This window comes from Nitrospirillum guanabarense, from assembly GCF_034653355.1.
Lineage (GTDB): Bacteria > Pseudomonadota > Alphaproteobacteria > Azospirillales > Azospirillaceae > Nitrospirillum.
On sequence record NZ_JAYEER010000001.1, the window covers coordinates 699805 to 723913 of the forward strand.

Annotated in this window: 24 protein-coding genes and 1 pseudogene; 12 read left to right on the plus strand and 13 right to left on the minus strand. The window is 69.9% G+C overall.

Annotated features, from left to right (window positions below; all coding sequences use genetic code 11):
* Positions 1-6 precede the first annotated feature (6 nt).
* From UAA55_RS02930 to uraH, 10 genes and pseudogenes are all read right to left on the minus strand, one after another.
* Positions 7-828 carry an urease accessory protein UreD gene (locus UAA55_RS02930; RefSeq protein ID WP_322951168.1) on the minus strand — a complete coding sequence of 274 codons (822 nt, stop codon included), beginning with the start codon at positions 826-828 and terminating at the stop codon, positions 7-9.
* A 220-nt stretch (positions 829-1048) separates the two neighbouring features.
* The gene (locus UAA55_RS02935; RefSeq protein WP_322951169.1) at positions 1049-1996 is read right to left on the minus strand and encodes a LysR family transcriptional regulator; all 948 of its coding nucleotides are present in this window, start codon (positions 1994-1996) and stop codon (positions 1049-1051) included.
* A gap of 60 nt (positions 1997-2056) precedes the next feature.
* A complete protein-coding gene (gene guaD, locus UAA55_RS02940; protein WP_322951170.1) occupies positions 2057-3397 on the minus strand; it encodes a guanine deaminase in 1341 nt (446 codons plus the stop codon).
* Between the two features lie 14 nt (positions 3398-3411).
* Positions 3412-4634 (minus strand): annotated as a pseudogene (locus UAA55_RS31155) (urate hydroxylase PuuD).
* Positions 4635-4758: 124 nt separating this feature from the next.
* Positions 4759-5733 (minus strand): hypothetical protein, encoded by a 975-nt coding sequence (locus tag UAA55_RS02955; protein ID WP_322951172.1) that lies wholly within the window; start codon positions 5731-5733, stop codon positions 4759-4761.
* Between the two features lie 31 nt (positions 5734-5764).
* On the minus strand, positions 5765-6889 hold the full coding sequence (locus UAA55_RS02960) for a cysteine desulfurase family protein (protein ID WP_322951173.1): 1125 nt from the start codon (positions 6887-6889) through the stop codon (positions 5765-5767).
* A 29-nt stretch (positions 6890-6918) separates the two neighbouring features.
* A complete protein-coding gene (gene xdhC / locus UAA55_RS02965) occupies positions 6919-7803 on the minus strand; it encodes a xanthine dehydrogenase accessory protein XdhC (protein WP_322951174.1) in 885 nt (294 codons plus the stop codon).
* Positions 7800-10145 carry a xanthine dehydrogenase molybdopterin binding subunit gene (gene xdhB, locus UAA55_RS02970; RefSeq protein ID WP_322951175.1) on the minus strand — a complete coding sequence of 782 codons (2346 nt, stop codon included), beginning with the start codon at positions 10143-10145 and terminating at the stop codon, positions 7800-7802. The genes xdhC and xdhB overlap by 4 nt, the downstream gene beginning before the upstream one ends.
* A complete protein-coding gene (xdhA, locus tag UAA55_RS02975) occupies positions 10138-11649 on the minus strand; it encodes a xanthine dehydrogenase small subunit (protein ID WP_322951176.1) in 1512 nt (503 codons plus the stop codon). Before xdhA ends, xdhB begins: the two co-directional genes overlap by 8 nt.
* Position 11650: 1 nt before the next feature.
* Positions 11651-12040: a hydroxyisourate hydrolase gene (uraH, locus tag UAA55_RS02980; protein ID WP_322951177.1), complete on the minus strand. Its 390-nt coding sequence runs from the start codon at positions 12038-12040 to the stop codon at positions 11651-11653.
* Between the two features lie 236 nt (positions 12041-12276).
* Here uraH and puuE point away from each other — a divergent pair, with 236 nt between their 5' ends.
* From puuE to UAA55_RS03000, 4 genes are read left to right on the plus strand one after another with little or no spacing between them, the layout of a single operon-like run.
* The gene (gene puuE, locus UAA55_RS02985; protein WP_416235153.1) at positions 12277-13200 is read left to right on the plus strand and encodes an allantoinase PuuE; all 924 of its coding nucleotides are present in this window, start codon (positions 12277-12279) and stop codon (positions 13198-13200) included.
* Positions 13197-13700, plus strand: a complete 504-nt coding sequence (gene uraD / locus UAA55_RS02990) for a 2-oxo-4-hydroxy-4-carboxy-5-ureidoimidazoline decarboxylase (protein WP_322951178.1) — start codon at positions 13197-13199, stop codon at positions 13698-13700. The genes puuE and uraD overlap by 4 nt, the downstream gene beginning before the upstream one ends.
* On the plus strand, positions 13697-14929 hold the full coding sequence (locus tag UAA55_RS02995; RefSeq protein ID WP_322951179.1) for an allantoate amidohydrolase: 1233 nt from the start codon (positions 13697-13699) through the stop codon (positions 14927-14929). Before uraD ends, UAA55_RS02995 begins: the two co-directional genes overlap by 4 nt.
* A gap of 12 nt (positions 14930-14941) precedes the next feature.
* Positions 14942-16198 (plus strand): M20/M25/M40 family metallo-hydrolase, encoded by a 1257-nt coding sequence (locus UAA55_RS03000; RefSeq protein WP_322951180.1) that lies wholly within the window; start codon positions 14942-14944, stop codon positions 16196-16198.
* 16 nt (positions 16199-16214) lie between these two features.
* On the opposite strand, the gene UAA55_RS03005 is transcribed toward UAA55_RS03000, so the two are convergent.
* Positions 16215-16499: a hypothetical protein gene (locus UAA55_RS03005; RefSeq protein ID WP_322951181.1), complete on the minus strand. Its 285-nt coding sequence runs from the start codon at positions 16497-16499 to the stop codon at positions 16215-16217.
* A gap of 148 nt (positions 16500-16647) precedes the next feature.
* Between UAA55_RS03005 and UAA55_RS03010 the strand changes: the two genes are divergently transcribed.
* The 5 genes from UAA55_RS03010 to UAA55_RS03030 all read left to right on the plus strand — a co-directional run bounded on the left by UAA55_RS03010 (position 16648) and on the right by UAA55_RS03030 (position 18597).
* The gene (locus UAA55_RS03010) at positions 16648-16896 is read left to right on the plus strand and encodes a type II toxin-antitoxin system Phd/YefM family antitoxin (protein ID WP_322951182.1); all 249 of its coding nucleotides are present in this window, start codon (positions 16648-16650) and stop codon (positions 16894-16896) included.
* Entirely contained in the window at positions 16893-17318 is a 426-nt protein-coding gene (locus tag UAA55_RS03015; protein WP_322951183.1) for a type II toxin-antitoxin system VapC family toxin, read from the plus strand. Before UAA55_RS03010 ends, UAA55_RS03015 begins: the two co-directional genes overlap by 4 nt.
* A 65-nt stretch (positions 17319-17383) precedes the next feature.
* Positions 17384-17695 carry an ArsR/SmtB family transcription factor gene (locus UAA55_RS03020; RefSeq protein ID WP_322951184.1) on the plus strand — a complete coding sequence of 104 codons (312 nt, stop codon included), beginning with the start codon at positions 17384-17386 and terminating at the stop codon, positions 17693-17695.
* 15 nt (positions 17696-17710) lie between these two features.
* Entirely contained in the window at positions 17711-18196 is a 486-nt protein-coding gene (locus tag UAA55_RS03025) for an SRPBCC family protein (protein ID WP_322951185.1), read from the plus strand.
* Between the two features lie 32 nt (positions 18197-18228).
* Positions 18229-18597, plus strand: coding sequence for a hypothetical protein (locus UAA55_RS03030; RefSeq protein ID WP_322951186.1), 369 nt, complete (start codon positions 18229-18231; stop codon positions 18595-18597).
* Here the strand turns inward: UAA55_RS03030 and pdxR are convergent.
* Positions 18548-20011 carry a MocR-like pyridoxine biosynthesis transcription factor PdxR gene (gene pdxR, locus UAA55_RS03035; RefSeq protein WP_322951187.1) on the minus strand — a complete coding sequence of 488 codons (1464 nt, stop codon included), beginning with the start codon at positions 20009-20011 and terminating at the stop codon, positions 18548-18550. The two genes, UAA55_RS03030 and pdxR, sit on opposite strands and share 50 nt — an antisense overlap.
* A 112-nt stretch (positions 20012-20123) precedes the next feature.
* Here pdxR and UAA55_RS03040 point away from each other — a divergent pair, with 112 nt between their 5' ends.
* The 3 genes from UAA55_RS03040 to UAA55_RS03050 are packed head-to-tail and all read left to right on the plus strand — an operon-like array spanning position 20124 to position 22459.
* Positions 20124-21182 (plus strand): redoxin domain-containing protein, encoded by a 1059-nt coding sequence (locus UAA55_RS03040; protein WP_322951188.1) that lies wholly within the window; start codon positions 20124-20126, stop codon positions 21180-21182.
* A 22-nt stretch (positions 21183-21204) separates the two neighbouring features.
* Positions 21205-21645 carry a cupin domain-containing protein gene (locus UAA55_RS03045; RefSeq protein WP_322951189.1) on the plus strand — a complete coding sequence of 147 codons (441 nt, stop codon included), beginning with the start codon at positions 21205-21207 and terminating at the stop codon, positions 21643-21645.
* Between the two features lie 13 nt (positions 21646-21658).
* Positions 21659-22459, plus strand: a complete 801-nt coding sequence (locus UAA55_RS03050; protein ID WP_322951190.1) for an MBL fold metallo-hydrolase — start codon at positions 21659-21661, stop codon at positions 22457-22459.
* Here UAA55_RS03050 and UAA55_RS03055 read toward each other — a convergent pair whose 3' ends face one another.
* On the minus strand, positions 22460-23887 hold the full coding sequence (locus tag UAA55_RS03055; RefSeq protein ID WP_322951191.1) for an FAD/NAD(P)-binding protein: 1428 nt from the start codon (positions 23885-23887) through the stop codon (positions 22460-22462).
* Positions 23888-24109 lie beyond the last annotated feature (222 nt).

The window sequence follows — 24109 nt, forward strand, 5'->3', positions numbered from 1 at the left end:
CCTCCCTCAGCAACGCCAGACGCGCGGGACCGGCATCCCGCGCAGGAATTCGATCAGGGGCGCCCAGGCCCGCAACAGGGTCTGGCCGTCGGCGGCCACCAGGCGCAGGGCCAGCAGGCCGTTCCAGGCGCTGGCCCCGGCCCTCACGCCATCGACGCGCAACAGGTCGCGCGCCGCGTCCACCCGCCCCTCCGCATCCGGCGCCACGTAGAGGCAGGACGCCACCGCCCGGCCGCCCCCCGCCACCGCCGCGCGGGCCAGCTGGGCATCGATGTCGCCGCCCAGGCGCACGGCATCGGCGTAGACCAGGCGCCCGCCCCGGCGGACGCGCCATTCGTCCCGGAACAGGCCGTGGGTCACCCGCTCCCCCCGGGCGGTGCGGCCGAACACCGTGGCCTCCGCCGCCAGCAGGGTGGCGTCCGGCTCCATCTCCACGTCCAGCCGGCGGCAGAGGCGGGCGCCATCGAACAGAATGGTCTCCTGCGGCAGCCAGTCCAGCCGGCCGGCCACGGTCAAACGGTTCAGCACCCGCGCCTCGCCGGCGCTGGCGCGGTAAATCTTCTCGGCGGCCTGGGTGGTGACGGCGGCGCAGGCGCCCGCCGCCACCATGACCTCGGTCTCTAGCACGTCACCGCCGGTCAGGCCGCCGCCGGTGTTGATCAGCACCCCCTCCAGGCCCGGCCCCTTGGGCAGCCGCAGGCGGGCGGATCCGGATTGGTAGAGACGGTCCAGGCGGGTGACCCCCTCGGCATCCACCTTCACACCCAGAACGACGCGGCCCTCCAGGCGCTGCAATCGGGTAGCCTGCGGCAGGGCGGCGTCAGGCATGACACCCACCATTCCCCCATGGCATGTCCCCACGCCGCGTCATCCCAGGCCACCCCACTGTTCCCAGGCCGGTGGTTCGCAACCACCGTGCCACGATTTGACCACGCGGTCAGCGCGGCATGGCGAACCGTGCGGGCCGAAACCATCGCCCAGAAATTGGGCGTCTGCCCATGTGCGCCTAAAAGATGGGCAGGCCCCATACGTCATTTGACGTACGGCCTCACAGCAAGGCCTCGGGGTGGCTGGCTGCCAGCAGGCTGCGCACGCGCGGCACCAGGAAGTCTGACAGCGACTGCACCTTGGCCGGCAGCAGGGCCCGGTGCGGATAGACGATGGCCAGTTGCACCGGCTCCGGCGGATGCTCGGGCATCACGATCTCCAGCGCGCCGGACTTCACCTCGTCCGCCACCTCCCACAGGGGTTTCAGCGCGATGCCGTGGCCATCCACCGCCCAGCGGGTCAGCACGTCGCCGTCATCGGCGTCCATGGGGCCGGCGATCGACAGCTTGGTGCTCTTGCTCTCGTCCTTGTCCCCATCGCCTTTGCGGGGGCTGGTCAGCGTCCAACGGTACTGCTGCGTGCCGGGGAAGCGCAGCAGCAGGCAGTCATGTTCCAGCAGATCGGACGGCGCCTTGGGCCGGCCGCGCGCCTCCAGATACCGGGGTGCCGCCACCAGCACGCGCCGCAGGTCGGCGATCTTGCGCACCACGAAGCTGCTGTCCTTCAGCGTGGCCATGCGGATGGCCATGTCCACGGACTCGCGCAGCAGATCCAGCAGATGGTCGGACAGGCGCAGGCGCACGTCCACCATGGGGTTGGCGGCGCGGAATTCCGGCACCAGGGGGCCCAGCACGCGCCGGCCGAAGCCCAGGGGTGCGGTCACCCGCACGCTGCCCGACGGCGCCCCCCCTTCCGCCGCGATGCTGCTGTGCGCCCGCTCCACCGCCTCCAACACCTCCAGGCAGTGCTGGTAGAAGACCAGGCCGGTTTCGGTGGCCTGCAGCTGGCGGGTGGTGCGGTTCAGCAGGCGGGCGCCCAGGTGCGCCTCCAGCTGCTGGATGCGATGGCTGACCAGGGCCGGCGACATGCGTAGGTTACGCCCGGCCGCCGACAGGCTGCCCAGGTCCACCACGCGCACGAAGACCTGCATGTTCTCCAGCAGGGCCATCACCCCATCCCCCGACTAAGCGACCGCTTCCAGGCGACAATCTCACCCCTAGGGCAGTTTCTATGCAAGGGCGGGGCCGCCATCCCGATCATGCACCCGCTGGCCTTGGATATAGGTCGCGCGCACGGCGCGGTCGTCGCCCAGGGTCATCAGCAGGAACAGCTCTTCCTCCAGGTCGCCCTGGATGACGTCGCGCCTGTGGGCCATGGCGGGGGTGGCGGACGGGTCCAGCACCACCAGGTCGGCGTAACGGCCGGGGGCGATCTGGCCGATCTCTTCCGTCAGGCCCAACGCGGCGGCGTTGCCCCGGGTCATGAGGTCGAAGGCGGCCAGCGCCGGCCAGCTTTGACCGCGCAGCTGCAGCACCTTGTACCCCTCCCCCGCCGTCCGCAGCAGGGAATAACTGGTGCCGCCGCCCACGTCGGTGGCCAGGCCCAGGCGCACCGGGCGCGCCGGGCTTTCCAGGGCGGCACGATCGAACAGGCCGCTGCCGATGAACAGGTTGCTGGTGGGGCAGAAGACGGCGATGGACGCCGTCTCGTGCATCCGGGCCATTTCCCGCTCGCCCAAATGGATGCAATGGCCGAACAGCGAGCGGTCGCCCAGCAGGCCGTAGCGGTCGTAGACGTCCAGGTAGTCCGCCGCCTCGGGATACAGGCGCGCCACCTGGCGGATTTCCTCATGGTTCTCCGACAGGTGGGTCTGCATGTAGACGCCGGGGTGCTCGCGCAGCAGCGCGCCCGCCGCCGCCAGCTGTTCGGGCGTGGAGGTGATGGCGAAGCGCGGCGTGACGGCGTAGCGCTGACGGCCCACGCCGTGCCAAGCGCCGATCAGCGCCTTGGAATGGTCATAGGCGGTCTGGGCGGTGTCGGTCAGGGCGATGGGGGCGTGGCGGTCCATCATGACCTTGCCCGCCACCAGGCCCACGCCGCGCGCCTCCGCCTCCGTGAACAGGGCCTTGACCGAGCCGGGATGGACGCTGCCGTAGACCACGGCCGACGTCGTGCCATTGCGCGCCAGCTCATCCAGGAAGAAGCGGGCGTTGCGGCTGGCGTGCGCGTGGTCGGCGTACCGCTGTTCCTCAATGAAGGTGTACTTCTCCAGCCACTCCATCAACTGCGCCCCGTAGGAGGCGATGACCTGGGTCTGGGGGAAGTGGATGTGGGTGTCGATCAAGCCCGGCAGGATCAGGCTGTTGGGGTAATGGTCCACCGCCATCCCGGCCGGCAGGGTGGGCAGCAGATCCGAGGCATTCCCCACCGCCGTGATGCGACCGGCCGTGACCACCACCAGCCCGTCGGCGATGTACCGATAGCTGTCGCGGTCGCCCGGGCCCTGGGGCGCGCGCAGGAAGGTCAAAAGCCGGCCGCGCAGGGCGGTGGTTCCGGGGGTGAACGCCATGACGAATATCCAGGTTACGGGACGCTTGCGGATGCCATATGGGGCGATGCCGCACCGGCGGACCAGGCGGCCAGGATGGCCCGTTCCTCCGGCGTGATCAGGGTGACATTGCCGGGCGGCATGGCGCTGCTGAGCGCGGCCTGGCGCCGGATGTCGTCGGCATGGCGCAGGATATCGCCCGGATTGTCAAGGATGACGCCATGCGGCGGGGCGTTGATGCCGTCCCAAGCCGGGGACGCCGTATGGCACATGCTGCACCGGTTCATCACCACCTCCTGCGCCTGGGCGAAGGTGGCGGTGGGTATTGCGGCGCTGGCGGCCGGGCCGCCGTCGGCCGACCCCTGGGCGCTGAGCCAGGCGGTCAGGACAATGCCCGCCGCCGCCACGGCCCAGGTCCACCAGGGCACCGGCTTGCCGGCGTGCTTGGTGTTGAAGAAATGGCGGATGGCGGCGCCCACCACCAGGATGACGGCGAAGATCACCCAGTTGTGGCGGGTCGCGTAGGTCAGCGGGTAATGATTGCCGATCATCAGGAAGACGACCGGCAGGGTCAGGTAGTTGTTGTGCATGGACCGCTGCTTCGCGGCCTTGCCCAGCGACGGGTCCGGCGTGCCGCCGGCCAGCAGCGTCGCCACCACCTTGCGCTGGTTGGGGATGATCAGCAGGAAGACGTTGGCCACCATCATGGTGCCGATCAGGGCGCCCATCTGCAGCATGGCGCCGCGCGGGCTGAAAACGTGGGTCGTGCCCCAGCAGGCCGCCACCAGGAAGACGAAGCCCACCGCCGCCAGGGCGCCGTTGTGCCGGCCCAGGGGGAGCGGCACATCAGGTCATAGACGATCCAGCCCGCGGCCAGCAGGCCGACGCTGAGGCCGATGGCCTGCCATTGCGTGAACGCCATGACCGACTGGTCGATCAGCAGCAGGTCCGCCCCCCGGTAATAGAGGACGCACAGCAGGAAAAAGCCGCTAAGCCAGGTGGTGTACGCCTCCCACTTGAACCAGGTGAGTTCGGCCGGCATCTGGCTGGGCGCCACCAGGTACTTCACCATGTTGTAGAAACCGCCGCCGTGGACCTGCCAGGCCTCCCCCTGCACACCCTGCGGCAGGTGCGGCCGCTTGCGCAGGCTGGCGTCCAAGGCCATGAAGTAGAAGGAGGATCCGATCCACGCCACCGCCGCCACGATATGCAGCCAGCGCGCCAGCGTATTGACCCATTCCCAGAAAATGAACTCCATGGCCCCGCCGCCCCGCCTTTTTGTGCAACCGCACAACGCTACGGGGACGGGCGCCGTCGCGCCAGGGTTCGCGTATCGGCAACAGCTTCAAAAATCATGGAAAGCCGACGGGCGTCATGCCCGATCAGGCCGCGTTGCCGTCCCACCATCTCAGCACCCGCAGCGCCCGCAGGGTGACCCAGGGCGACGGCTTGCCCGGCCCGTCGTTGACCTTGAACCACACCCGCCCGCGCAGATCCCAGTCCAATGGCCAGGTGCCGTCAGCCTGGCGACGGGAGCGGAGGTGGGTAACGGCCTCCGCCAGCCTTGGGTCAGGCGGCGCAACGGTCAACTGGCCGGCGGCGCGGAAATAGTCCAGGGCGCGCAGGATGTCATAGCGCCAGCGGTTGGGATGCAGCAGGTCCAGGAACTGCGGGTCGGCCGGTTCGCCCGTCGTCAGGCGGCGGAACAGGTGGCGGGCCAGCAGGTAGTCCTCCCCCGTGCGCCGCGCGTCCCACGAGCGGTCGGTGCCGCCGGTGGCGCGCTCATACTCCAGCAGGCCTTCCAGCACGTTGAGGGTGCTGGCGAAGGAGGAACAGGTGGAGCCGGCGGCGCGCTCGCAATTCCAGCCGCCGTCCGGCTGGCGGTCATCCACCAGGCGTTCGACCAGGGCGGCGACGTCGGCGCCAAAATAGGCGCCGTTGGCCACCGTGCGGCCGTTGATGCATTCCTCCACCTCGCCCTGCCAGTAGGGCTGGCCACCCTCATCCCAGCGGGAGTGGGCACCGATCAGGGCGACAGTGCGGCGGGCCCGCTCCGTCGTGGGGTCCAGGCCGAATTCCCGCAGCTGGTCCAACGCGAAAGCGGTGGCCGTCCACGGCTGGCCGCTACGGTGCCACTCATCCGGGGTGAAATCGGCGGGGAAGAAGGCGCCGCCGGCCCATTGCCCGTCCGCATCCTGGCAGGCCAGCAGGCGGGCGCCCCAGCCTTCCGTTTCCACCTTGGCGCGTTCCGCCGCCCAATCCGCTTCCGGCAAGTCCAGCAGGTCACGCATCACTTGCCAGCGGATGGCCGGGTCGGCGCGCGTCAGCCAAAGGATCACCGCGTCTTGCTCAGGCATGGGCCATTCCCCCGTTTGCGCATCCGGGATATTAGCGCGTCCGCAGCACCGCCGCGATACGGGCCACCGCCTGGTCAACATCCACCGGGGTGGTCCCCCGTCCCAGGCCAAAACGCAGGCTGCCGAAGGCCGCCGCCGCGTCCAGGCCCATCGCCGTCAGCACATGCGAGGGCTGGCCGGTGGTGGAGCGGCAGGCGGAACCGGTGGACAAGGCGAGGTCGGGCAGGTCCAGCAGAAGGTCGGCGGCGTCCACGCCCGGCAGCGTGACATTGAGGCAGCCGGGCAGGCCATCGGCCGGGCCGTTGCGCGTGACGCCGGGAACGGCGGCGCTCAGGCCCGCCCACAGCCGCGCCGTCAGCGCCACCAGACGATCGCGATCCGCGTCGCGCCGCCGCAAAACCAGCCGCGCCGCCTCGGCGAAGCCCATGATCAAGGCGGTGGGCGGCGTACCCCAGGACCACGGTGCCGCCGGCGCCAACCCCGCCCGCGCCACCAGCGCGCCCACGCCCTGCGGCCCATAGAGTTTATGCGCCGACAGGGTGATCATATCGGGTCCGGAACGATCCTCGCCCCCCAGGGCCAGCGGCCCGGTGGCCACGCGCTGCACCCCGTCGCAGTGCCACAGGGCGCCGTGGCGGCGGCACAGGTCGGCCACGGCCGCCAGCGGCTGCGGGCTGCCGACCTCATTGTTGGCGGCCATGAGCGACAGCACGGGCCGGGGACCGGCCCGACTCAAGGCGGTCTCAAGCGCATCCAGGCGGATGACGCCCTTGCCATCCACCGGCAGCAGGGTCACGGCATGGCCGGCGGCGCGCAGGCCGTCCAGCTGGCGCAGCACGCTGTCATGCTCGACCGCCGAGACCAGCAGCGGGGCGCCGGCCGGCGCCAGCCCCTGAAGCGCCAGGCGGTTGGCCTCGCTGGCGCTGGGGGTGAAGGTGACTGTCGCATCCGCCGGCGCATCCACCAGCGCCGCCACGGCGCGGCCGGCCTGGGCGACGGCCCGTGCGGCCTGGCGGCCGGGATTGTGATGGGCGGACTGGGCATTGCCGGCGTGGTCCGGGTGGAACCAGGGCAGCATGGCGGCCAGCACGGCGGGGTCCAGGGGCGTGCTGGCCAGATGATCCAGATAGATCACGCCGGTGTCGGCGCCGGCCAACGGACCGCCCTCCCCTGGATGGCCGCCCACTAGATGGCCCCGTAGATGTCGCCCATCATCACCGTGGTCTGCGGCGGCCGGCGCAACAGGGCCGTCAGCACCTCCGCCGCCGTCAGGGCGGCGATGACCTCCGGCCGCTTGTCGCCCGACAGGCCCGCGCCGATGGGGCAGATCAGGCGCCGCAAATGGTTGGGATTATACCCCTGCGCCTGGTACCAGCGGGAGAAGCGCTGGCGCTTGGTGTGCGACCCGATGAGGCCGACATAGGCCGTATCGGTGCGCTGCACCGCCTCCGCCGTGATGGCGAAGTCCAGGTCGTGGTTGTGGGTCATGATCAGGTAGCCGGCGCCGGGTGGGGCCAGGGCCACCTGGCTGGGCAGTTCCGTCGCCACGCGGATGTCGGCATCCACCGGCGGGTCGGGCGGGAATTCCGAGGCGCGGCTGTCCACCCATACCAGGCGCAGCGGCAGGGGCGCCATGGCGCGGGCCACCGCCTTGCCGACATGGCCGGCACCGAACAGCATCAGCCAGGGCTGACCGGCCAGGGCCGTCGCCTCCGCCGCGCGCAGGCGGTACAGCACCGCCTCGTCCACCCGCTCCACCGTCAGCACGACATGGCCGCCGCAGCATTGGCCCACCGCCGGGCCCAGGGGCACGTCCAGGCGCACCGGCTCGCCGCCCTCCGCCAACAGGCGGCGGGCGGTTTCCAGGCCCAGATGTTCCAGCCGGCCGCCACCCACCGTGCCTGTCTGCCAGTCGGCGCCCACCGCCATGGAGGCGCCGACCTCACGCGGGGTTGAGCCGCGCGCCTCCGTCACCGTGACCAGCACCACGGCCTCACCCCGGGCCAGGCAGGCGGCCAGGCCGGCGGATTGCGGACCGGGGGCGGAGAGCGGAACCTTGGGTGCCGTCATGCCGTCCGCTCCCGCAGGCGTTCGATGCAGGCCAGCACCCGTTCCGGCGTGGCCGGCGCGTCCAACTGCGGGCAGATCTTATGATCCGCCACGCTGGCCACGGCGTCGGACAGGGCATGCAACACGCTGATGCCCAGCATCAGCGGCGGCTCGCCCACCGCCTTGGACCGGTGGATGGTGTCCTCCACATTCGGGCTGTTTCGTACCAGGCGGACGTTGAACTGGCGCGGGCGATCGCCGCAGGCCGGGATCTTGTAGGTACTGGGGGCGTGGGTGCGCAGGCGGCCCTGGGCATCCCACCACAGCTCCTCCGTCGTCAGCCAGCCCATGCCCTGGATGAAGCCGCCCTCGACCTGGCCCTTGTCCAGGGCCGGGTTCAGGCTGTCGCCGCAGTCGTGCAGGATGTCCACGCGGTCCACCACATACTCGCCCGTCAATGTGTCCACCGTCACCTCCGCCACCGACGCACCATAGGCGTAGTAAAGGAAGGGGCGGCCCTGGCCCTCGGCCCGGTCCCAGTGGATCTTGGGCGTCTTGTAATAGCCGGTGGCCGACAAGGAAATGCGGCCCATGTACGCGGCCTTCGCCACCTCCCTGAAGGTCAGCAGCTGGTCGCCCACCCGCACCCCGTCGGCGGTGAAAACCACGGCGTCTTCGGAAACGTTCCAATGGCCGGCAGCGAATTCCACCAGGCGGGCCTTCAGCACGCGGGCGGCGTTCTGCGCCGCCTTGCCGTTGATGTCGGCACCGGAGGAGGCGGCGGTGGCCGAGGTGTTGGGCACCTTGCCCGTGGTGGTGGCGGTGATGCGGATGCGGCCGATATCCACCTGGAACTCATCGGCCACCACCTGGGCCACCTTGGTGTTCAGGCCCTGCCCCATCTCCGTCCCGCCATGGTTCAGGTGGATGGAACCGTCGGTATAGATATGGATCAGCGCCCCGCCCTGGTTGTAGGGCGTGAAGGTGAAGGAGATACCGAACTTCACCGGTGTCAGGGCCAAGCCCTTTTTCAGGTAAGGGTTGGCGGCGTTGAAGGCGCGGATGCCCTGACGGCGGGCGCGATAGTCCGACCATGCCTCCAATTCATCGACCAGGGGGCCGATGATGTTGTCCTCGATGGTCTGGTGATAGGGCGTCACGTTGCGGTCGGTGGTGCCGTAGAAGTTCACCTTCCGCACGTCCAGCGGGTCCAGGCCGGTGGCGAAGGCCACCTCCTCCACCATCCGCTCGGCGGCCACCATGCCCTGGGGGCCGCCGAAACCGCGGAAGGCGGTGTTGGACACCGTGTTGGTCTTCAGCGGCAGGGAGGACATGCGGGCGTTGCCGTAGAAATAGCAATTGTCGGCATGGAACAGGGCGCGGTCCGTCACCGGGCCCGACAAATCCGCCGCGAAGCCGCAGCGCGCGGCGAACAGCATGTCGGTGGCCAGGATGCGGCCCTGGTCGTCAAAACCGACCTGATAGTCCACCTCGAAATCGTGGCGCTTGCCGGTGATGCGGAAGTCGTCGTCGCGATCGGGACGCAACTTGGCGGCGCGACCCGTCTTCTTGGCCACCAGGGCGACACAGGCGGCGAACAGGTTGGCCTGGGTCTCCTTGCCGCCGAAGCCGCCGCCCATGCGCCGCACCTCCACCGTCACCGCCGCGTCGGGAATGTCCAGGACGTGGGCGACGATATGCTGCACCTCGCTGGGGTGCTGGGTGGAGACGTGGACCAGCACGTCCTCATCCTCCCCCGGGATGGCCATGGCGATCTGGCTTTCCAGATAGAAATGCTCCTGCCCGCCGATCTTGATGCGGCCGGACAGCGTACGGGGGGCCGTCTTCAGCGCCGCCTCGGCATCGCCCAGGCGCAGGGTCATGGGCGGGGTGACCAGCGTGCCCGGATCGCGCGCCGCCGCAATGTCCAGCACCGCCGGCAGATCCTGGTATTCCACCTTGGCCAGTTGCGCCGCGCGGCGGGCCTGGTCGCGCGTCTCGGCCGCCACGGCGAACAGGGGGTGGCCGTGGTACTGCACCACATCCTCGGCGAACAGCGGCTCGTCATGACGCAGGCCGGCACCGATGTCATTGTCGCCCGGGATGTCGGCGGTGGTGAACACCGCCACCACGCCCTGGGCCTGGCGTACGGCCGACAGGTCCATGGACAAGATGCGGGCGTGGGCGCGGGCGGCCAGGCCCAACTGCACATGCAGCAGGCCGGCGGGCTCGGCGATGTCGTCGACGTACAGCGCCTCCCCGCTCACATGCTTGTGCGCGCTTTCGTGGTGGCGGCTGTCGTGCACGGCGCCGTCGACGCGGCGAGCGACCGCCGGGATGTCGATGGGGGTCTTGTCAGGCATGGGGCACCGCCTTTGCGATGTCGCAACCCTGTGATCGCTGAGCGAGGACACGGGTGGCGGGGGCATCGACCACACTTTCCGCCTGGAACTTCAGCAACAGGTTGCCGGCCACGGTCAAGCGATAGACGGCGCTGGCGCGCCAGTCGCTGAGGGGGGTGAAATCCTGGGCCAGGGCCGCCTTGGCGTCCCGCGCGGCCGCCGCGTCCCAAGGCCGCCCCAGCAGCGCCGCCTCCGCCGCGTCCGCCCGCTTGGGCGTGCCCGCCATGCCGCCATAGGCCAGGCGGGCGCGGGTGACGTGGCCATCATCGCCCAGCGTCACCAGGAAACAGGCGCAGAGGGCGGAGATGTCCTGGTCAAAGCGCTTGGAGATCTTGTAGGCGGCGAACAGGTCGCCCTTGCCCGGCTTGGGCACGGTCACGCTTTCCACGAACTCACCCGGCTGGCGGTCCTGTTTGCCGTAGGCCAGGAAGTAGTCCTGCAGCGGCAGCGTGCGGCGCTGCGCACCCCGTCGCAGGGTCAGGCTGGCGCCCAGGGCGATCAGGGCCGGTGGAGTGTCGCCAATGGGGGAACCGTTGGCGATGTTGCCGCCGATGGTGCCGGCGTTGCGCACCTGCTCCGCCCCCACCCGGCGCAGCAGTTCGTCCAGGTCGGGGTGCAGCCTGCCCAGGGCCGCCTTGGCGGCGGTGAAGGTGACGCCGGCCCCCAGTTCCAGGGCATCACCCCGGTCCGTGATGCGTGCCAGGCCGGCCACGCGGCCGGTGTAGATCACGGTGGACAGCACCTTCTGGTGCTTGGTCACCCACAGACCCACGTCGGTGGCACCGGAGACGATGGTGGCGTCGGGGTTGGCCAGCACCAGGTCGGCCAGTTGGTCCACCGTGGCCGGCGCCAGGAAGCGGCGGCCGTCGCGCCCCGTCTCCACCACCGCGTCATCGGCCAGGGCCGCCAGCGCCCGGGTCACGGTGGGCAAGGCGTCGTCTATGTGGTCCGGCGTCCGGTCGCGCAGCTGTTGGGCCGCCGCCACGATGGGGGCGTAGCCGGTGCAGCGGCAGAGGTTGCCGGCCAGGGCGTCATCGATGCGCTGCTCATCCAGCATGCCCCCTGAGAGCGCCGCCTCCGCCCGGTTCAGGGCGTACAGCGACATGACGAAGCCGGGGGTGCAGAACCCACATTGCGAGCCGTGGCAGTCCACCATGGCCTGCTGCACCGGGTGCAGGCCACCGTCCGGCCGCTTCAGATGCTCCACCGTCAGCAGCTGGCAGCCGTCCAGGGTGGCCAGGAAGCGGATGCAGGCGTTGATGGCCTCATACTTCACGGCACCGTCGACCAGGCGACCCACCACCACGGTGCAGGCGCCGCAGTCGCCCTCGGCGCAGCCCTCCTTGGTGCCCATGCGGCGTTCCGTGCCGCGCAGCCAGTCCAGCACGGTCAGCGTCGGATCCACGTCGGTCAGCGTGCGCGATTCATTCCCCAGCAGGAAGCGGATGGTGGTGCGATGGGCCATCTCAGCTGCCCCGGTATGTCGAGTAGGCGTAGGGGCTGATCAGCAAGGGCACATGGTAGTGCTGGCCGGCATCGGGTATCGCGAAGCGAATGGGCACCTCATCCAGGAAAGGCGGGGCGGTCAGGGCCACGCCGCGCGCCTGGAAATAGGCGCCGACCGCGAAAGTCAGCTCATAGCGGCCGACGGTCAAATCGGCACCCGCCAGCAACGGCCCGTCGCAGCGGCCGTCGGCGTTGGTGCGGGCCTCCGCCACGCGGGTGCGGGCGCCGTCGTCGCCCAGCCGGTCCAGCACGATGGTGATGCCGGCCCCCGGCCTGCCCGCCATGGTGTCCAGCACGTGGGTGGTCAGGCGCCCTTCGCCCCGGCCCGCACTCATATGGCCTGCACTCATGATGATCGCCCGTTCTTCGCCCTGATCTCGCTTATGCACAAAAGGTACATGGGGTCTGACCGCCCCGTCAGCCAGCCACCCCAGGGAAAGTCTTTCAAAACAATCAGGAAAGCGCCCGTGCCCGCGCGCACGATATGCTGACCTCGCCATGCTGGACCTTTAAGGGTCGCGGCGGCAACCCTATCGGGCGATGATGCGCCTTAAGGGGCTGGCGGAAAACGGGGACGGGCACGGGCATGATGACGGCGGACTATCCACGCGACCTGATCGGCTATGGCGCCAACCCGCCCCAGGCGGACTGGCCGAACGCCGCCCGCATCGCGGTTCAGCTGGTGCTGAACTATGAGGAGGGCGGGGAGAACTGCATCCTGCATGGCGACGCGGCGTCCGAGGCCTTCCTATCGGAAATGGTGGCGGCCCAGGCCCTGCCCGGCGTGCGCCACATGTCCATGGAATCGCTGTATGAATACGGCTCCCGCGTCGGCGTCTGGCGCCTTTTGCGCCTGTTCGAGAAGAAGCGCATTCCCCTGACCATCTTCGCCGTGGCCATGGCGGCGGAACGCCACCCGGACGTCATCCGCGCCATGGTGGACCAGGGCCATGAAATCGCCAGCCATGGCTATCGCTGGATCAATTACCAGTATATGGACCCGACCGAAGAGGCGGCGCACATGGCCAAGGCCATGACCATCCTGGAACAGGTCAGCGGCACGCGGCCGGTCGGCTGGTACACCGGCCGCACCAGCCCCAACACCCGCCGCCTGGTGGCCGAGCATGGCGGCTTCCTCTACGACGCCGACGCCTATGACGACGACCTGCCCTATTGGCAATTGGTAGGCGACAGGCCGCAGCTGATCGTGCCCTATACCCTGGACTGCAACGACATGCGCTTCGTCCAGGTCCAGGGCTTCCATTCCGGCGACCAGTTCTTCACCTACCTCAAGGACAGCTTCGACGCCCTGTACGCGGAGGGGGCGGAGACGCCGCGCATGATGTCGGTCGGCCTGCACTGCCGCCTGGTGGGCAAGCCCGGCCGTATCCAGGCGCTGGAACGCTTCCTGGATTACGCTGCGGCCCATGAGGGCGTTTGGTTCGCCCGGCGCGCCGACATCGCCCGCCACTGGCACGCCCGCCATCCTTATAAGGGGTCCGGCGCATGACCGGCTTCTTTGAGACGCGCGACGCCTTCGTTGCCCGCTTCGGCGGCGTGTTCGAGCATTCCCCGTGGATCGCGGAAGCCGCGTGGGATGCCGGCCTGCCCGCCGACGCGCGCACGGCCGACGGCCTGCACGCCGCGCTGGTGACGCAGTTCCGGGCAGCCAGCCGGGAGCGGCGCCTGGGTGTGCTGCTGGCCCACCCCGACCTGGCCGGCCGCCTGGCTGTGCGGGGGGAACTGACGGCGGATTCCACCGCCGAACAGGCCTCCGCCGGCCTGGACAAGTGCACACCCGAGGAATACGCGCGCTTCCAGGAACTGAACGACGCCTATAAGGCGCGCTTCGGCTTCCCCTTCATCCTGGCGGTGCGCGGCCTGACCCGCGCCGCCATCCTGGAAAATTTCGAAAGCCGCGTGGCCAATGATGCGGAGACGGAATTCGCCACGGCGACAAACCAGGTGGAGCGCATCGCGCTGCTGCGTCTGAAGGAAATGCTACCGTGATCTTCGGCCCCGCCCTAATGGCGCGCCTGGACGACTTCGCCCGGCACAGCGCCGACCGGCCGGCCCTGACCCGCCTGTACCTGACGCCGGAGCACCGTGCCGCCGCCGACCAGCTGCTGACCTGGATGCGTGAGGCGGGGATGGCGGCGCATTTGGACGCCGCCGGCACCGTCGTCGGCCGCTATGAGGGAGACACGACCGGTCTGCCCGCCCTGCTGCTGGGCTCACACATCGACACGGTGCGCAACGCCGGCAAATACGACGGCAATTTGGGTGTGCTGGCGGCCGTCGCCGCCGTCGCCGAACTGAACCGCCGGGGGGAACGCCTGCCCTACGCCATCGAGGTGCTGGGCTTCGGCGATGAGGAGGGCGTGCGCTTCCCCGTCACCCTGACAGGCAGCCGCGCCGTGGCAGACACCATCGCCCCCGACGCCATGGCCGCGCGCGACCGCGACGGCATCGCCCTGGGCGCCGCGCTGAAGGATTTCGGCGGCGACCCCGACGGCCTGGGGGCCGTGGCGCGCGACCCGTCCCAGGTGCTCGGCTTTGTCGAGGTGCATATCGAGCAGGGCCCGGTGCTGGAATCCCGGGGCCTGCCCCTGGGCATCGTCACCGCTATCAACGGCGCCAGCCGCTACGCCGTCACCGTCACCGGCCAGGCGGGCCACGCCGGCACCGTGCCCATGGCCCTGCGCCACGACCCCCTGGCGGCGGCGGCGGAAATGGTGCTGGCGGTGGAGACGGCCGGCGGGGCCGAACCGGATTTGGTTGCCACCGTGGGCCGCATGGAGGCCAAGCCGGGTGCGGTCAACGTCATCCCCGGCCAGGCCACCTTCACCATCGATCTGCGCAGCCCGCGTGACGACAGCCGCAAGAAGGCCGCCGCCGGTCTGCTGGGCACCCTGGCCGCCATCGCCAAGCGCCGGGGCGTGGCGCTGGACATCCAGCCCACGCACGACGCCCCCGCCGCCCACTGCCACCCCGGCCTGATGCGCCAGCTGGGCCAGGCGGTGGCGCGGGCCGGCATCATCCCCCACCACTTGCCCAGCGGCGCTGGCCACGACGCCATGGCCCTGGCGGCGTTGTGCCCCATGGCCATGCTGTTCGTCCGCTGCAAGGGCGGCATCAGCCACAACCCCGCCGAAAGTATCACGGTGGAGGACGCCGACCTGGCCGTCACCGTGCTGCTGGACTTCCTGCGCCGTTTCGACCCTGTTTCCCCTCCTTGAAGGACCCCTGTCATGACCGCCGACACCGCCGCCACCATCCAGGGGGCCGTCCACACCTTCCTGACGGCCAAGCGGGAGGAGCAGGTGCGCTTCCTGGCGGAGCTGATCAAGGTGCCCTCCGACAACCCGCCGGGTGACTGCGCCCCCCACGCCGCCCGCGCCGCCGAACTGCTGGAGGGCCTGGGTTACGCCGTGGAACGCCATGTCGTGCCCGACGCGTTGGTCAAGGCCAACGGCATGATCAGCGCCACCAACCTGATCGTGCGCCGCACGTTTGGTGCCGGCGGCCCCACCATCGCCCTGAACGCCCATGGCGACGTGGTGGCGCCGGGCGAGGGCTGGACCGTCGATCCCTATGCCGCCACCGTCAAGGACGGCTGGATGTACGGGCGCGGCGTCGCCGTCTCCAAATCCGACTTCGCCAGCTACACCTACGCCCTGATGGCGCTGGATGAGCTGGCGCGCCACGGCGTGGCGCTGAACGGCACGGTGGAACTGCACCTGACCTACGATGAGGAGGCGGGCGGGGAAATTGGGCCGCGCTGGCTGTTGGACCAGGGCCTGTCCAAGCCCGACTATGCCGTGTCCGCCGGCTTCAGCTATGGCATCGTCACCGCCCATAACGGCTGCCTGCATCTGGAGGTGGAGGTGCGGGGCAAGTCCGCCCACGCCGCCCTGCCCGCCACCGGCATCGACGCGCTGGAGGCCGCAACCGTCATCCTCAGCTGGCTGTACCAGCACCGCGCCGGCTATGTCGCCACCGTTTCCGCCGTGCCCGGCATCGGCAGCCCGCAGCTGACCGTCGGCCTGATTTCCGGCGGCATCAACACCAATGTCGTGCCCGACCGCATCACCTTCCGCCTGGACCGCCGCATGATCCCGGAGGAACAGGGCGCCACGGTGGAGGCCACCCTGCGCCAGGTCATCGCCGCGGCGGCCGCCGAACGGCCGGAGGCGACCGTGGCCGTGCGCCGCATCCTGCTGGCCGAGCCCCTGAAGCCCATCGCCGGCACCGACCGCCTGACGGACGCGATCAGCCGCCACGCCACCCGCATCCTGGGTGAGCCTGTCGCCGCCAAGGGCGTGCCCATCTACACCGACGCCCGCCACTACGCGGCGGCCGGCATTCCCACCGTGCTCTACGGCGCCGGCCCACACACCATCGAGGAAGCCAACGCCCACCGCGCGGATGAGCGCCTGCCGCTGAGCGACCTGTACAAGGCGACCGAGGTCATGGCCCTGACGCTGGTGGACTTTCTGACGGCCTGACGCCCCAGCCCCCGCCTCACCGCCCAGGCCGGCGGGGGTTCCACGGCTTGCCGCGGACGATCTGCGCCAGGACCAGGGCGCCGTTGATCAGACCCATCACGCCCAGGATCACGGCGCCGAAGCGCGCGCCATGCACCAGGCCGATGGCCACGACATTGTCCGCCACCAGCACACCGATGGCCACCAGGGTCACCACGGCCATGAGCAGGAAGCCCGCACGCTTCTGCGGCGTGCGCATGCCGTGGACGCAGATGGCGAGGATGGCCAGCAGGCCCAGTGCGGCGATGATGTCGAGAATCATGACGGCTGATCACGCTTAAGCAGGACTACCGCTGTCTTACGGGATGGCTTGCCGCCTTGGCTATCGGTTTTCACCGTGTCCCATTGACCTTGCTGGCGAGCACGCGGATGACTATGATGACCAATATAGTCATCAAAAGGGGAACGGTATGAAAACCTGGACCATCGCGGAAGCGAAAGCCAAGTTCAGTGAGGTGATCGATCGCGCCGCCGCCGGAACCCCACAGGTCATCTCTCGTAATGGCCGCACCACCGCCGTGATCGTCTCGGCCGAGGAGTGGGAACGCAAGACAAGGCGTGTGGGCAATCTGGCCGAATTCTTCGCCGCGTCCCCTTTGCGTGATTCCGGCTTGATAGTGGAACGGGCGGTAGATAGCGCCCGCGAGATTGATCTGTGAACTATCTGCTGGATACCAACGTGGTGTCGGAATGGGTGAAACCTCACCCTGACGCCGGCGTCATCGAATGGCTGGCCACGGCTGATGAGGATCGCCTCTACCTCAGCGTCGCCACCCTGGCGGAACTGCGTCAAGGCGTGCAGCGATTGGCGCCGGGGCAGCGCCGAGCCCGACTGGATACATGGTTGCGGGATGACCTGCCCTTGCGTTTCGATCGCCGTGTCCTGGCCATCGACACGGCGGTGGCCGATGCCTGGGGTGCCATCGTGGCGCGCGGCCAGGCAACCGGCCGATCCATTAGCGTTATGGACGCCTTCATCGCCGCCACGGCGGAAATTCACGACCTTACATTGGTGACGCGCAACGTCGCCGATTTTGGCCTGTTGCAGCAGCCGATTTTAAATCCTTGGCGGACTGACTGACAACACCTGCTGTGGCCCCCGACGAGGCCCTTGACTCATCGGTTCGCCATGACTTACCGTAAGTCATGTCTTACGAACAAGCGCTGACCGCCCTGGCCGATCCTACCCGGCGGGCGGTGTTTGAGCGGTTGCGGGCGGGGCCGCAGCCGGTGGGGGAGTTGGCGCGGCATCTGCCTATCAGCCGACCGGCGGTGTCACAGCACCTGAAGGTGCTGAAGGACGCCGGGCTGGTGACTGATCGGGCGGAAGGGACCCGCCGCATCTATCACGTCGACCCGCACGGCTTGGGCGCGTTGCGCCGCTGGCTGGACCAATTCTGGGAGACCGCGCTCGACGCCTTCGCGGCCGAAGCGGAGAGGACCGCCGACAAACCATAAGAGGGAGGCACCGCCGTGACGCTAGCCGAACGCACCATCGCCATCGCCCCCGTGGTCAAGACCGTGACGGTGAAGGCCGGCCAAGCCCACGCCTTCACCGTCTTCACCACCCGTTTCGCCAGCTGGTGGCCGGCCACCCACCATATCGGCAAGGCGCCCCTGGCCAACGCCATCATCGAGCCCAAGGTCGACGGCCGCTGGTACGAAGTGGGTGACGATGGGTCGGAATGCGATTGGGGCCGCGTGCTGGCGTGGGAGCCGCCGGCCCGCCTGGTGCTGAGCTGGCACCTGGACGGGGATTTCCAATTCCGTACCGACACCTATTCGGAGGTGGAGGTGACCTTCACCGCCCTGGATGAGACCCTGACCCGGGTGACGCTGGAACACCGCGACCTGGAGCGCTTCGGCGCGGAGAATGGCGAGCGCCTGCGGGCCAAGGTGGGCAGCGACGGTGGCTGGGGCGGCATCCTGGACCTGTACGCGACCGCCGCCAACGGGTGAAAACGGAACGGGGGCCAAGGGGAGGAGACTCGATGGGGAAGATGGTCGACCGCGCGCTGGCGGTGCTGCTGATCCTGGGCGCCGGCGGGCACACCGCCGGGTCTTTCAATGCTTATGGCAGCCAGCCCATGGTGCTGCTGTGGGCCTTGAGCGCCAGCATCCTGGTCATCCTGATCGGCGCCCTGAACCTGCTGCGCAGCACCCGGGCGGGGGACCGGCCGCTGGCCTGGATCTGCGCCGCCGGGCTGCTGGCGTGGATGGGCTGCTGCATCGCGTTCGCCGCCATCGCCGGCACCTGGCTGGAGCCGCACGCCGCCCTCTTCCTGCTGCTGTCGGCCGGCCTGCTGGGTTTCAGCCTGCGGACCGCGCTGCGCCCCGAAGGATGGCCGCCAGCCGGCTGACGGCCGGCGCGATGGCCTCCGCCTTCACCCCGCCATAGCCGAAAGCCAGGCCGGCGACCCCAGGCCGCAGGGCGTAGTTGGCCAAGCTTTCCACCCCGATACCAGCGGCCAGCGCCTGGGTGGTGACGGTGTCGGCATCCACCGGCCGGCGGAAACGCGTGGCCAGGTGCAGGCCGGCCACCGCCGGCACCGGTTCCAGCAGGTCGGCGCAATGGGTGGCCAGCGCCCCCAGCAGGGCCGTGCGCCGTTCGTCATACAGGGTGCGCATGCGCCGGACGTGGCGGGCCAGGTGCCCCTCGGCCATGAAAGCGGCCAGCGCGTCCTGCTCCACCACCGGGGCGTGCCAATCGGCCACCTGCTTGGCCTTCAGCACAGGGTCCCGCGCCCAGGCGGGCACGGCGATGAACCCGAGACGCAGGCCCGGGAACAGGCTTTTGGAGAAGGTGCCGACGTAGAACACGCGGCCTTCGCCATCCAGGGTCTGCAAGGCGTCCAGCGGCCGGCCGCCGTAGCGGAACTCTCCATCGTAGTCATCCTCCACGATCACGGCGCCCGAGGCCGCGGCGTAGGCCAGCAACGCCTGGCGCCGCCGGGGCGACAGCGGCACACCCAGGGGGAACTGGTGCGACGGCGTGACATAGACCACGGCCGCGTCCGGCGGCAGGGCGTCGACCACCAGGCCCTCCTCATCCACGGGGGTGGGATGCAGACGGGCCCCGGCCGCCAGGAAGGCGCCGCGGGCGGAGGCATAGCCCGGATCCTCCATCGCCACCACCGGCCGACCCGGCGTCACCAGCGCGCGGGCCAGCAGATCGAAGGCCTGCTGCGCCCCGGCGGTGATAACGATGTCCTCCGCCCGGCAGGCCACGGCGCGGGTGAAGGAAACATGGCCCGCCACCGCCGCCCGCAGCGACGGCCGGCCCGCCGGTTCGCGATAGCCCGGCTGGGCGCGGGCGAAAGCGCGCAAGGCCCGGATGTACAGCCGCCCCCAGATGTCGAAGGGGAAGGCGCTGGTGTCCGGCAGGCCCAAGCGGAAATTGACCGCCACCTCGGGCGGGACGGTGGGCGCGCGGGCCCCGCCAGGCGTCAGCAGGGCCGGGTTCAGGCGCACGCCCGGGGGCGGACCGGGCGGCGGCGCGCCCGCCTGGGCCTTGGGGCGCGTGTCGGCGACGAAGGTGCCGGCGCCGGTGCGGGCGACGACGTAGCCCTCACTCAACAGCAGATCATAGACCATGACCACCGTGGTGCGGGACAGGCCCAGTTCCTGCGCCAGGGCCCGGCTGGGCGGCAGGGCCAGACCCGGCGCCAGCCGCCCGTCCAGGATGGCGGCGCGCAACTGGTCATGCAGGGCGCGGCGGACATGGCGGGAACCGGGCGGTGGCAGCGTCAGGCCCAGTTCCAGGGCGATGGTCATGGGGTGTTCATGGTTCCAAATTGGACCACCAACAATACCATGGATCGGTTCTCGTTCATGGTCCAATTCCAGGCCATGCTGGGGGACATCGGATTGTGAAGGAACGCCCCTGATGCGCACCCTGTTCTATGCCGGCCTCCTGGCCGCCGCCCTGGCCACCACAGCCGCCGCCGACACGGCGACCGTGAGCGATGAAAGCGGCCAGGGCCGGGCGGAGGCGGCGGGCAGTGGCCTGTTGGGCCTGCCCGGCCCCGCCGCCACGCTGACCACCCTGGAAGGGAAGCGCATCGACCTGTCCGCCTACTACGGCAAGAAGCCTGTGTACCTGAAGTTCTGGGCCACCTGGTGCGTGCCCTGCCGGGAGCAGATGCCGGGCTTCGAAGCGGACTACGAGGCGTTGGGCGACAAGATGGCCATCATCGCCGTCAACACCGGCTTCAACGACAAGCCGGCGACGGTACGCGACTTCCGCCAGAAGATGGGCCTACGCATGCCGGTGGTGGTGGACGACGGTAGCCTGGCCGCCGCCCTGAACCTGCGGGTGACGCCGCAACACGTGGTCATCGGCCGCGACGGCCGCATCCTGTACGTCGGCCATCTGGCGGACGACAAATTGCACCAGGCGCTGCAGGCGGCCCTGGCGGAGGGCGGGAGTGCCGCCGGCATCGCCACCGCCCCTGGCCATCCGCAGGAAGCGACCTATAAACCAGGCGACATCCTGCCAGGACTGACCACCAGCATCACCACCGGCCAGGCCTTCCCCGTGGGTGGCCCCAGCCGCGACGGCAAGCCGCGCGCCGTCCTGTTCTTCTCCCCCTGGTGCGAGTCCTATCTGGCCGCCAGCCGGCCGGCCATGGCGGCCGCCTGCCGCCAGGCGCGGGAGGTGGCGTCCAGCCTGGCCGACCAGGGTCAGGCCCATTGGCTGGGCGTGGCCTCGGGCCTGTGGGCTTCGGCCAAGGACCTGGCCGACTACCAGGCCAACCCCAAGACGGCGGTACCAAGCGGCCTGCCCCTGACCCTGGACGCCGATGGCCACCTGTTCCGCGCCTTCGGCGTGCGCGAGGTGCCCAGCCTGGCCATCATCGACGCCAAGGGCCGCATCACCCGCATCATGGGGCCGGGGGAAATCACCCTGGCCACCGCCCGGCGCACCGTCGCCCAGGCCCGTTGACGCGCAAACCGGAGGAAACCTCATGACCAGTCTCACCGCCCATCCCATCGACGCCCTGGCCCAGGCCTGGGTTCCGCTGCGCCCCGGCCTGTCGTTCCGTCCCCTGCACTTCGCCGACGACGGCTATGACCTGCAGCTGCGGGTGGAGCCTGGCACCGTCATCCCCCGCCACCGCCACAGCGGGGAGGTTCACGCCTACACCCTGTCCGGATCGCGGGAGATCATCGAGACGGGGGAGGTCATCGGCCCCGGCGTCTTCGTCCACGAACCGGCGGGCAATGTCGACAGCTGGCGCACGGTGGGGGATGAGCCGTGCGTCATCCACATCAGCCTGACGGGGGATATCGATTATCTGGATGAGCGGGGCCACGTGATAGGGACCACCAACAGCGCCAGCGCGCGGGCCGCCTATCTGGCCTGGTGCGCCGCCCAGAGGGTCGAGCCCCACCCCGCCCTGGCCTGATGAAAGCATCGCCATGCACGCCATCTGCGAGACCTGCGGCACCCAGTTCGCCGTCACGACGCCACCCGAGCGCTGCCCCATCTGCGAGGATGAGCGCCAATATGTCGGCTGGCGGGGCCAACGCTGGACCACCATGGACGGGCTGGCCGCCCGCCACCGCAACCGGCTGGAGCAGGATGCGGGCCTGTTGGCGCTGGGCATGACGCCGCCCTTCGCCATCGACCAGCGCGCCCTGCTGCTGCCCACCGATGCCGGCACCATCCTGTGGGAATGCGTGCCACTGGTGACGGAGGAAGGGGTGGCGGCGCTGAAGGCGCGGGGTGGCGTGGACAGGATCGTCATCTCCCATCCCCATTTCTACGCGTCCATGGTGTCGTGGAGCGAGGCGCTGGGGAATATCCCGATCCTGCTGCATGCCGCCGACCGCGACTGGGTCATGCGCCCGGCGCCGCAGGTGGAGTTCTGGGAGGGCGACCACCTGGTCCTGTCGGACGCCGTCACCCTCATCCGCTGTGGCGGGCATTTCCCCGGCAGCACCGCCCTGCACTGGCGCGACGGTCCCCGCCCCGGCGGCGCCCTGTTCCCCGGCGACGCGCTGCAGGTGGTGATGGACCGCCGGCACGTCACCTTCATGTACAGCTACCCCAACTATCTGCCCATGACGGCGGCGGACGTGCGGGGTATCCGCGAGCGGCTGGCCGGGTGCACGTTTGAGGACGTCTACGGCTACACCTGGGGCCGCAACATCATCGGGGGCGGCCGCCAGGCGGTGGATGCCTCGTTCGACCGCTTCCTGAAACGGGTGGAGGCCTGATCAGGCCTCCACCGCCACCTTGGCATGGCGGTCGACGTAGGCGCCGATATGCTGGGCCAGCGTGGCGGCCTGCATGCGGATGTCCGGCACGGCCGTCATTTCCCAGAAGGTGCCGCGCGTGACCGGACCGATGGCGTAAAGCCCGGGGACCGGCCGACCGCCGACGTCCAGCACCCGCGCCTCGGCATCCACGTCCAGACCCAGGTGCAGGGGATCGGGGCGGATGGTGCCCTGGGCCAGCAGGTCGCGCACCAGCGGGTCGGTCACCCGCAGGATGTCACAGGCCGGGCCGGAACAGTTGATGACCTGGTCGACCGGGAAGGTGATGTCGCCGTCCTCGTTCCGGGGGCGGTAGGTCACGCGCACCCGGCCCTGCAGGGCGTCGGGCACCTCCTCGATGGACTGCAGCCGGCCGGCGGTGACGATCAGCGCGCCCGTGGCCTGCAAGGCCGTCAGCTGGGTGGCGACGGCCGGCGCCAAGCGGTGACGGTGCACGTCCCACCAGGGACGCAGGTGGCGCAGGAAGCGCTTCTTCTCCCCCAGCGGCAGGGCCTGCCAATAGGCCACCGTGCGCGGGCGCAGGCTGTCGATCACCGGCTGCCAGGCGCGCCCGGCCGCCTGTTCCTGCCGCACCAGCCGGCGCACATGGGCCAGCGCGCGGGAGAGGGAGGTGGGCATGTCCGGTGGCGGCGGCACGACATGGGGCACGGCATCGGTGTGCCGGCGGGGCAGCAGGCCACGGCGCGACAGCGCCACGATCTGCCCCTGGTGGCCGCGCGCCCGCAGGGACAGCACCGTGTCGACCATGGTCAGCCCGGTGCCCACCACCAGCACGCTGTCGCGCACGCCGATATCCCGCGCCACGCTGGGCGCCCAGGGGTCGGGGTGGAAACGGCTGGACCGGAAAAAGGCGCCGTCGAACAGGAGCGGCGGCTGCGGCGGGAAATTGCCGATCGCCAGCACGGCCGCATCCAGCTTGTATTCCCGGCCCACGTCCAGGCGCACCACCATGCGCCCGCCCTCCTGCCGCAGGGCCACCGCCGTGTCCGGCACCAGGATGAGGCGACCGGCGGAGCGTGACTGCTTGGCGGCGTCCGAGATCAGCTTTTGCAGGTAATGGCCGTAGGTCTGGCGCGCGACGAAGCTGGCGGGGCCGGCCCCGGCCGCCCCCGGCACCGCATCGCCCTGCTGGCGCAACCAGGCCAGGAAATGCTCCGGCTGGTCGGGAAACGCGCTCATGTTCCCGGCCCGGACGTTCAGCAGGTGGGCGGGATTGCCGGTGGCGTAGGCCAGCCCCCGGCCGAAGTCGGAGGCGCGTTCGATCAACAGGATGCGGGGACAGTCGGCCCCGCGGGAAAGGAGGTGCAAGGCCAGCAAAGAACCGCTGAAGCCCGCGCCGATGATGGCGATGGTCGGCCGTGTCGTCATGGGTGTTCCTACCCGGCGCCGGTGGGGTGAGCCCAAGGGGCCGCAAATTGATCCCCATGCTCAATGGCGTCCACCCCCGCTGTCAAGCGACGTTTGGCTTACATACCACATTGGTGGTAGCGTGAAATAGAATGGGCGATAGACCAGTCAAACGGCAAGCGATCTATACAATTCTGGCATGGCTCCCCCGCCGCGCCCCGTTCCAGGCCGACGCTTGCGAGA

What these genes read in the sequence shown, in the direction of transcription:
- UAA55_RS03055 (WP_322951191.1), bottom strand. Translation starts at nt 23,887, where the DNA reads ATGACGACACGGCCGACCATCGCCATCATCGGCGCGGGCTTCAGCGGT.
- UAA55_RS03030 (WP_322951186.1), top strand. Translation starts at nt 18,229, where the DNA reads ATGGGGAAGATGGTCGACCGCGCGCTGGCGGTGCTGCTGATCCTGGGC.
- UAA55_RS03010 (WP_322951182.1), top strand. Translation starts at nt 16,648, where the DNA reads ATGAAAACCTGGACCATCGCGGAAGCGAAAGCCAAGTTCAGTGAGGTG.
- guaD (WP_322951170.1), bottom strand. Translation starts at nt 3,397, where the DNA reads ATGGCGTTCACCCCCGGAACCACCGCCCTGCGCGGCCGGCTTTTGACC.
- puuE (WP_416235153.1), top strand. Translation starts at nt 12,277, where the DNA reads ATGATGACGGCGGACTATCCACGCGACCTGATCGGCTATGGCGCCAAC.
- xdhA (WP_322951176.1), bottom strand. Translation starts at nt 11,649, where the DNA reads ATGGCCCATCGCACCACCATCCGCTTCCTGCTGGGGAATGAATCGCGC.
- UAA55_RS02930 (WP_322951168.1), bottom strand. Translation starts at nt 828, where the DNA reads ATGCCTGACGCCGCCCTGCCGCAGGCTACCCGATTGCAGCGCCTGGAG.
- xdhB (WP_322951175.1), bottom strand. Translation starts at nt 10,145, where the DNA reads ATGCCTGACAAGACCCCCATCGACATCCCGGCGGTCGCTCGCCGCGTC.
- UAA55_RS03040 (WP_322951188.1), top strand. Translation starts at nt 20,124, where the DNA reads ATGCGCACCCTGTTCTATGCCGGCCTCCTGGCCGCCGCCCTGGCCACC.
- UAA55_RS03020 (WP_322951184.1), top strand. Translation starts at nt 17,384, where the DNA reads ATGTCTTACGAACAAGCGCTGACCGCCCTGGCCGATCCTACCCGGCGG.
- UAA55_RS02955 (WP_322951172.1), bottom strand. Translation starts at nt 5,733, where the DNA reads ATGCCTGAGCAAGACGCGGTGATCCTTTGGCTGACGCGCGCCGACCCG.
- pdxR (WP_322951187.1), bottom strand. Translation starts at nt 20,011, where the DNA reads ATGACCATCGCCCTGGAACTGGGCCTGACGCTGCCACCGCCCGGTTCC.
- uraH (WP_322951177.1), bottom strand. Translation starts at nt 12,040, where the DNA reads ATGAGTGCAGGCCATATGAGTGCGGGCCGGGGCGAAGGGCGCCTGACC.
- UAA55_RS03050 (WP_322951190.1), top strand. Translation starts at nt 21,659, where the DNA reads ATGCACGCCATCTGCGAGACCTGCGGCACCCAGTTCGCCGTCACGACG.
- uraD (WP_322951178.1), top strand. Translation starts at nt 13,197, where the DNA reads ATGACCGGCTTCTTTGAGACGCGCGACGCCTTCGTTGCCCGCTTCGGC.
- UAA55_RS03000 (WP_322951180.1), top strand. Translation starts at nt 14,942, where the DNA reads ATGACCGCCGACACCGCCGCCACCATCCAGGGGGCCGTCCACACCTTC.
- UAA55_RS03045 (WP_322951189.1), top strand. Translation starts at nt 21,205, where the DNA reads ATGACCAGTCTCACCGCCCATCCCATCGACGCCCTGGCCCAGGCCTGG.
- xdhC (WP_322951174.1), bottom strand. Translation starts at nt 7,803, where the DNA reads ATGACGGCACCCAAGGTTCCGCTCTCCGCCCCCGGTCCGCAATCCGCC.
- UAA55_RS02935 (WP_322951169.1), bottom strand. Translation starts at nt 1,996, where the DNA reads ATGGCCCTGCTGGAGAACATGCAGGTCTTCGTGCGCGTGGTGGACCTG.
- UAA55_RS03005 (WP_322951181.1), bottom strand. Translation starts at nt 16,499, where the DNA reads ATGATTCTCGACATCATCGCCGCACTGGGCCTGCTGGCCATCCTCGCC.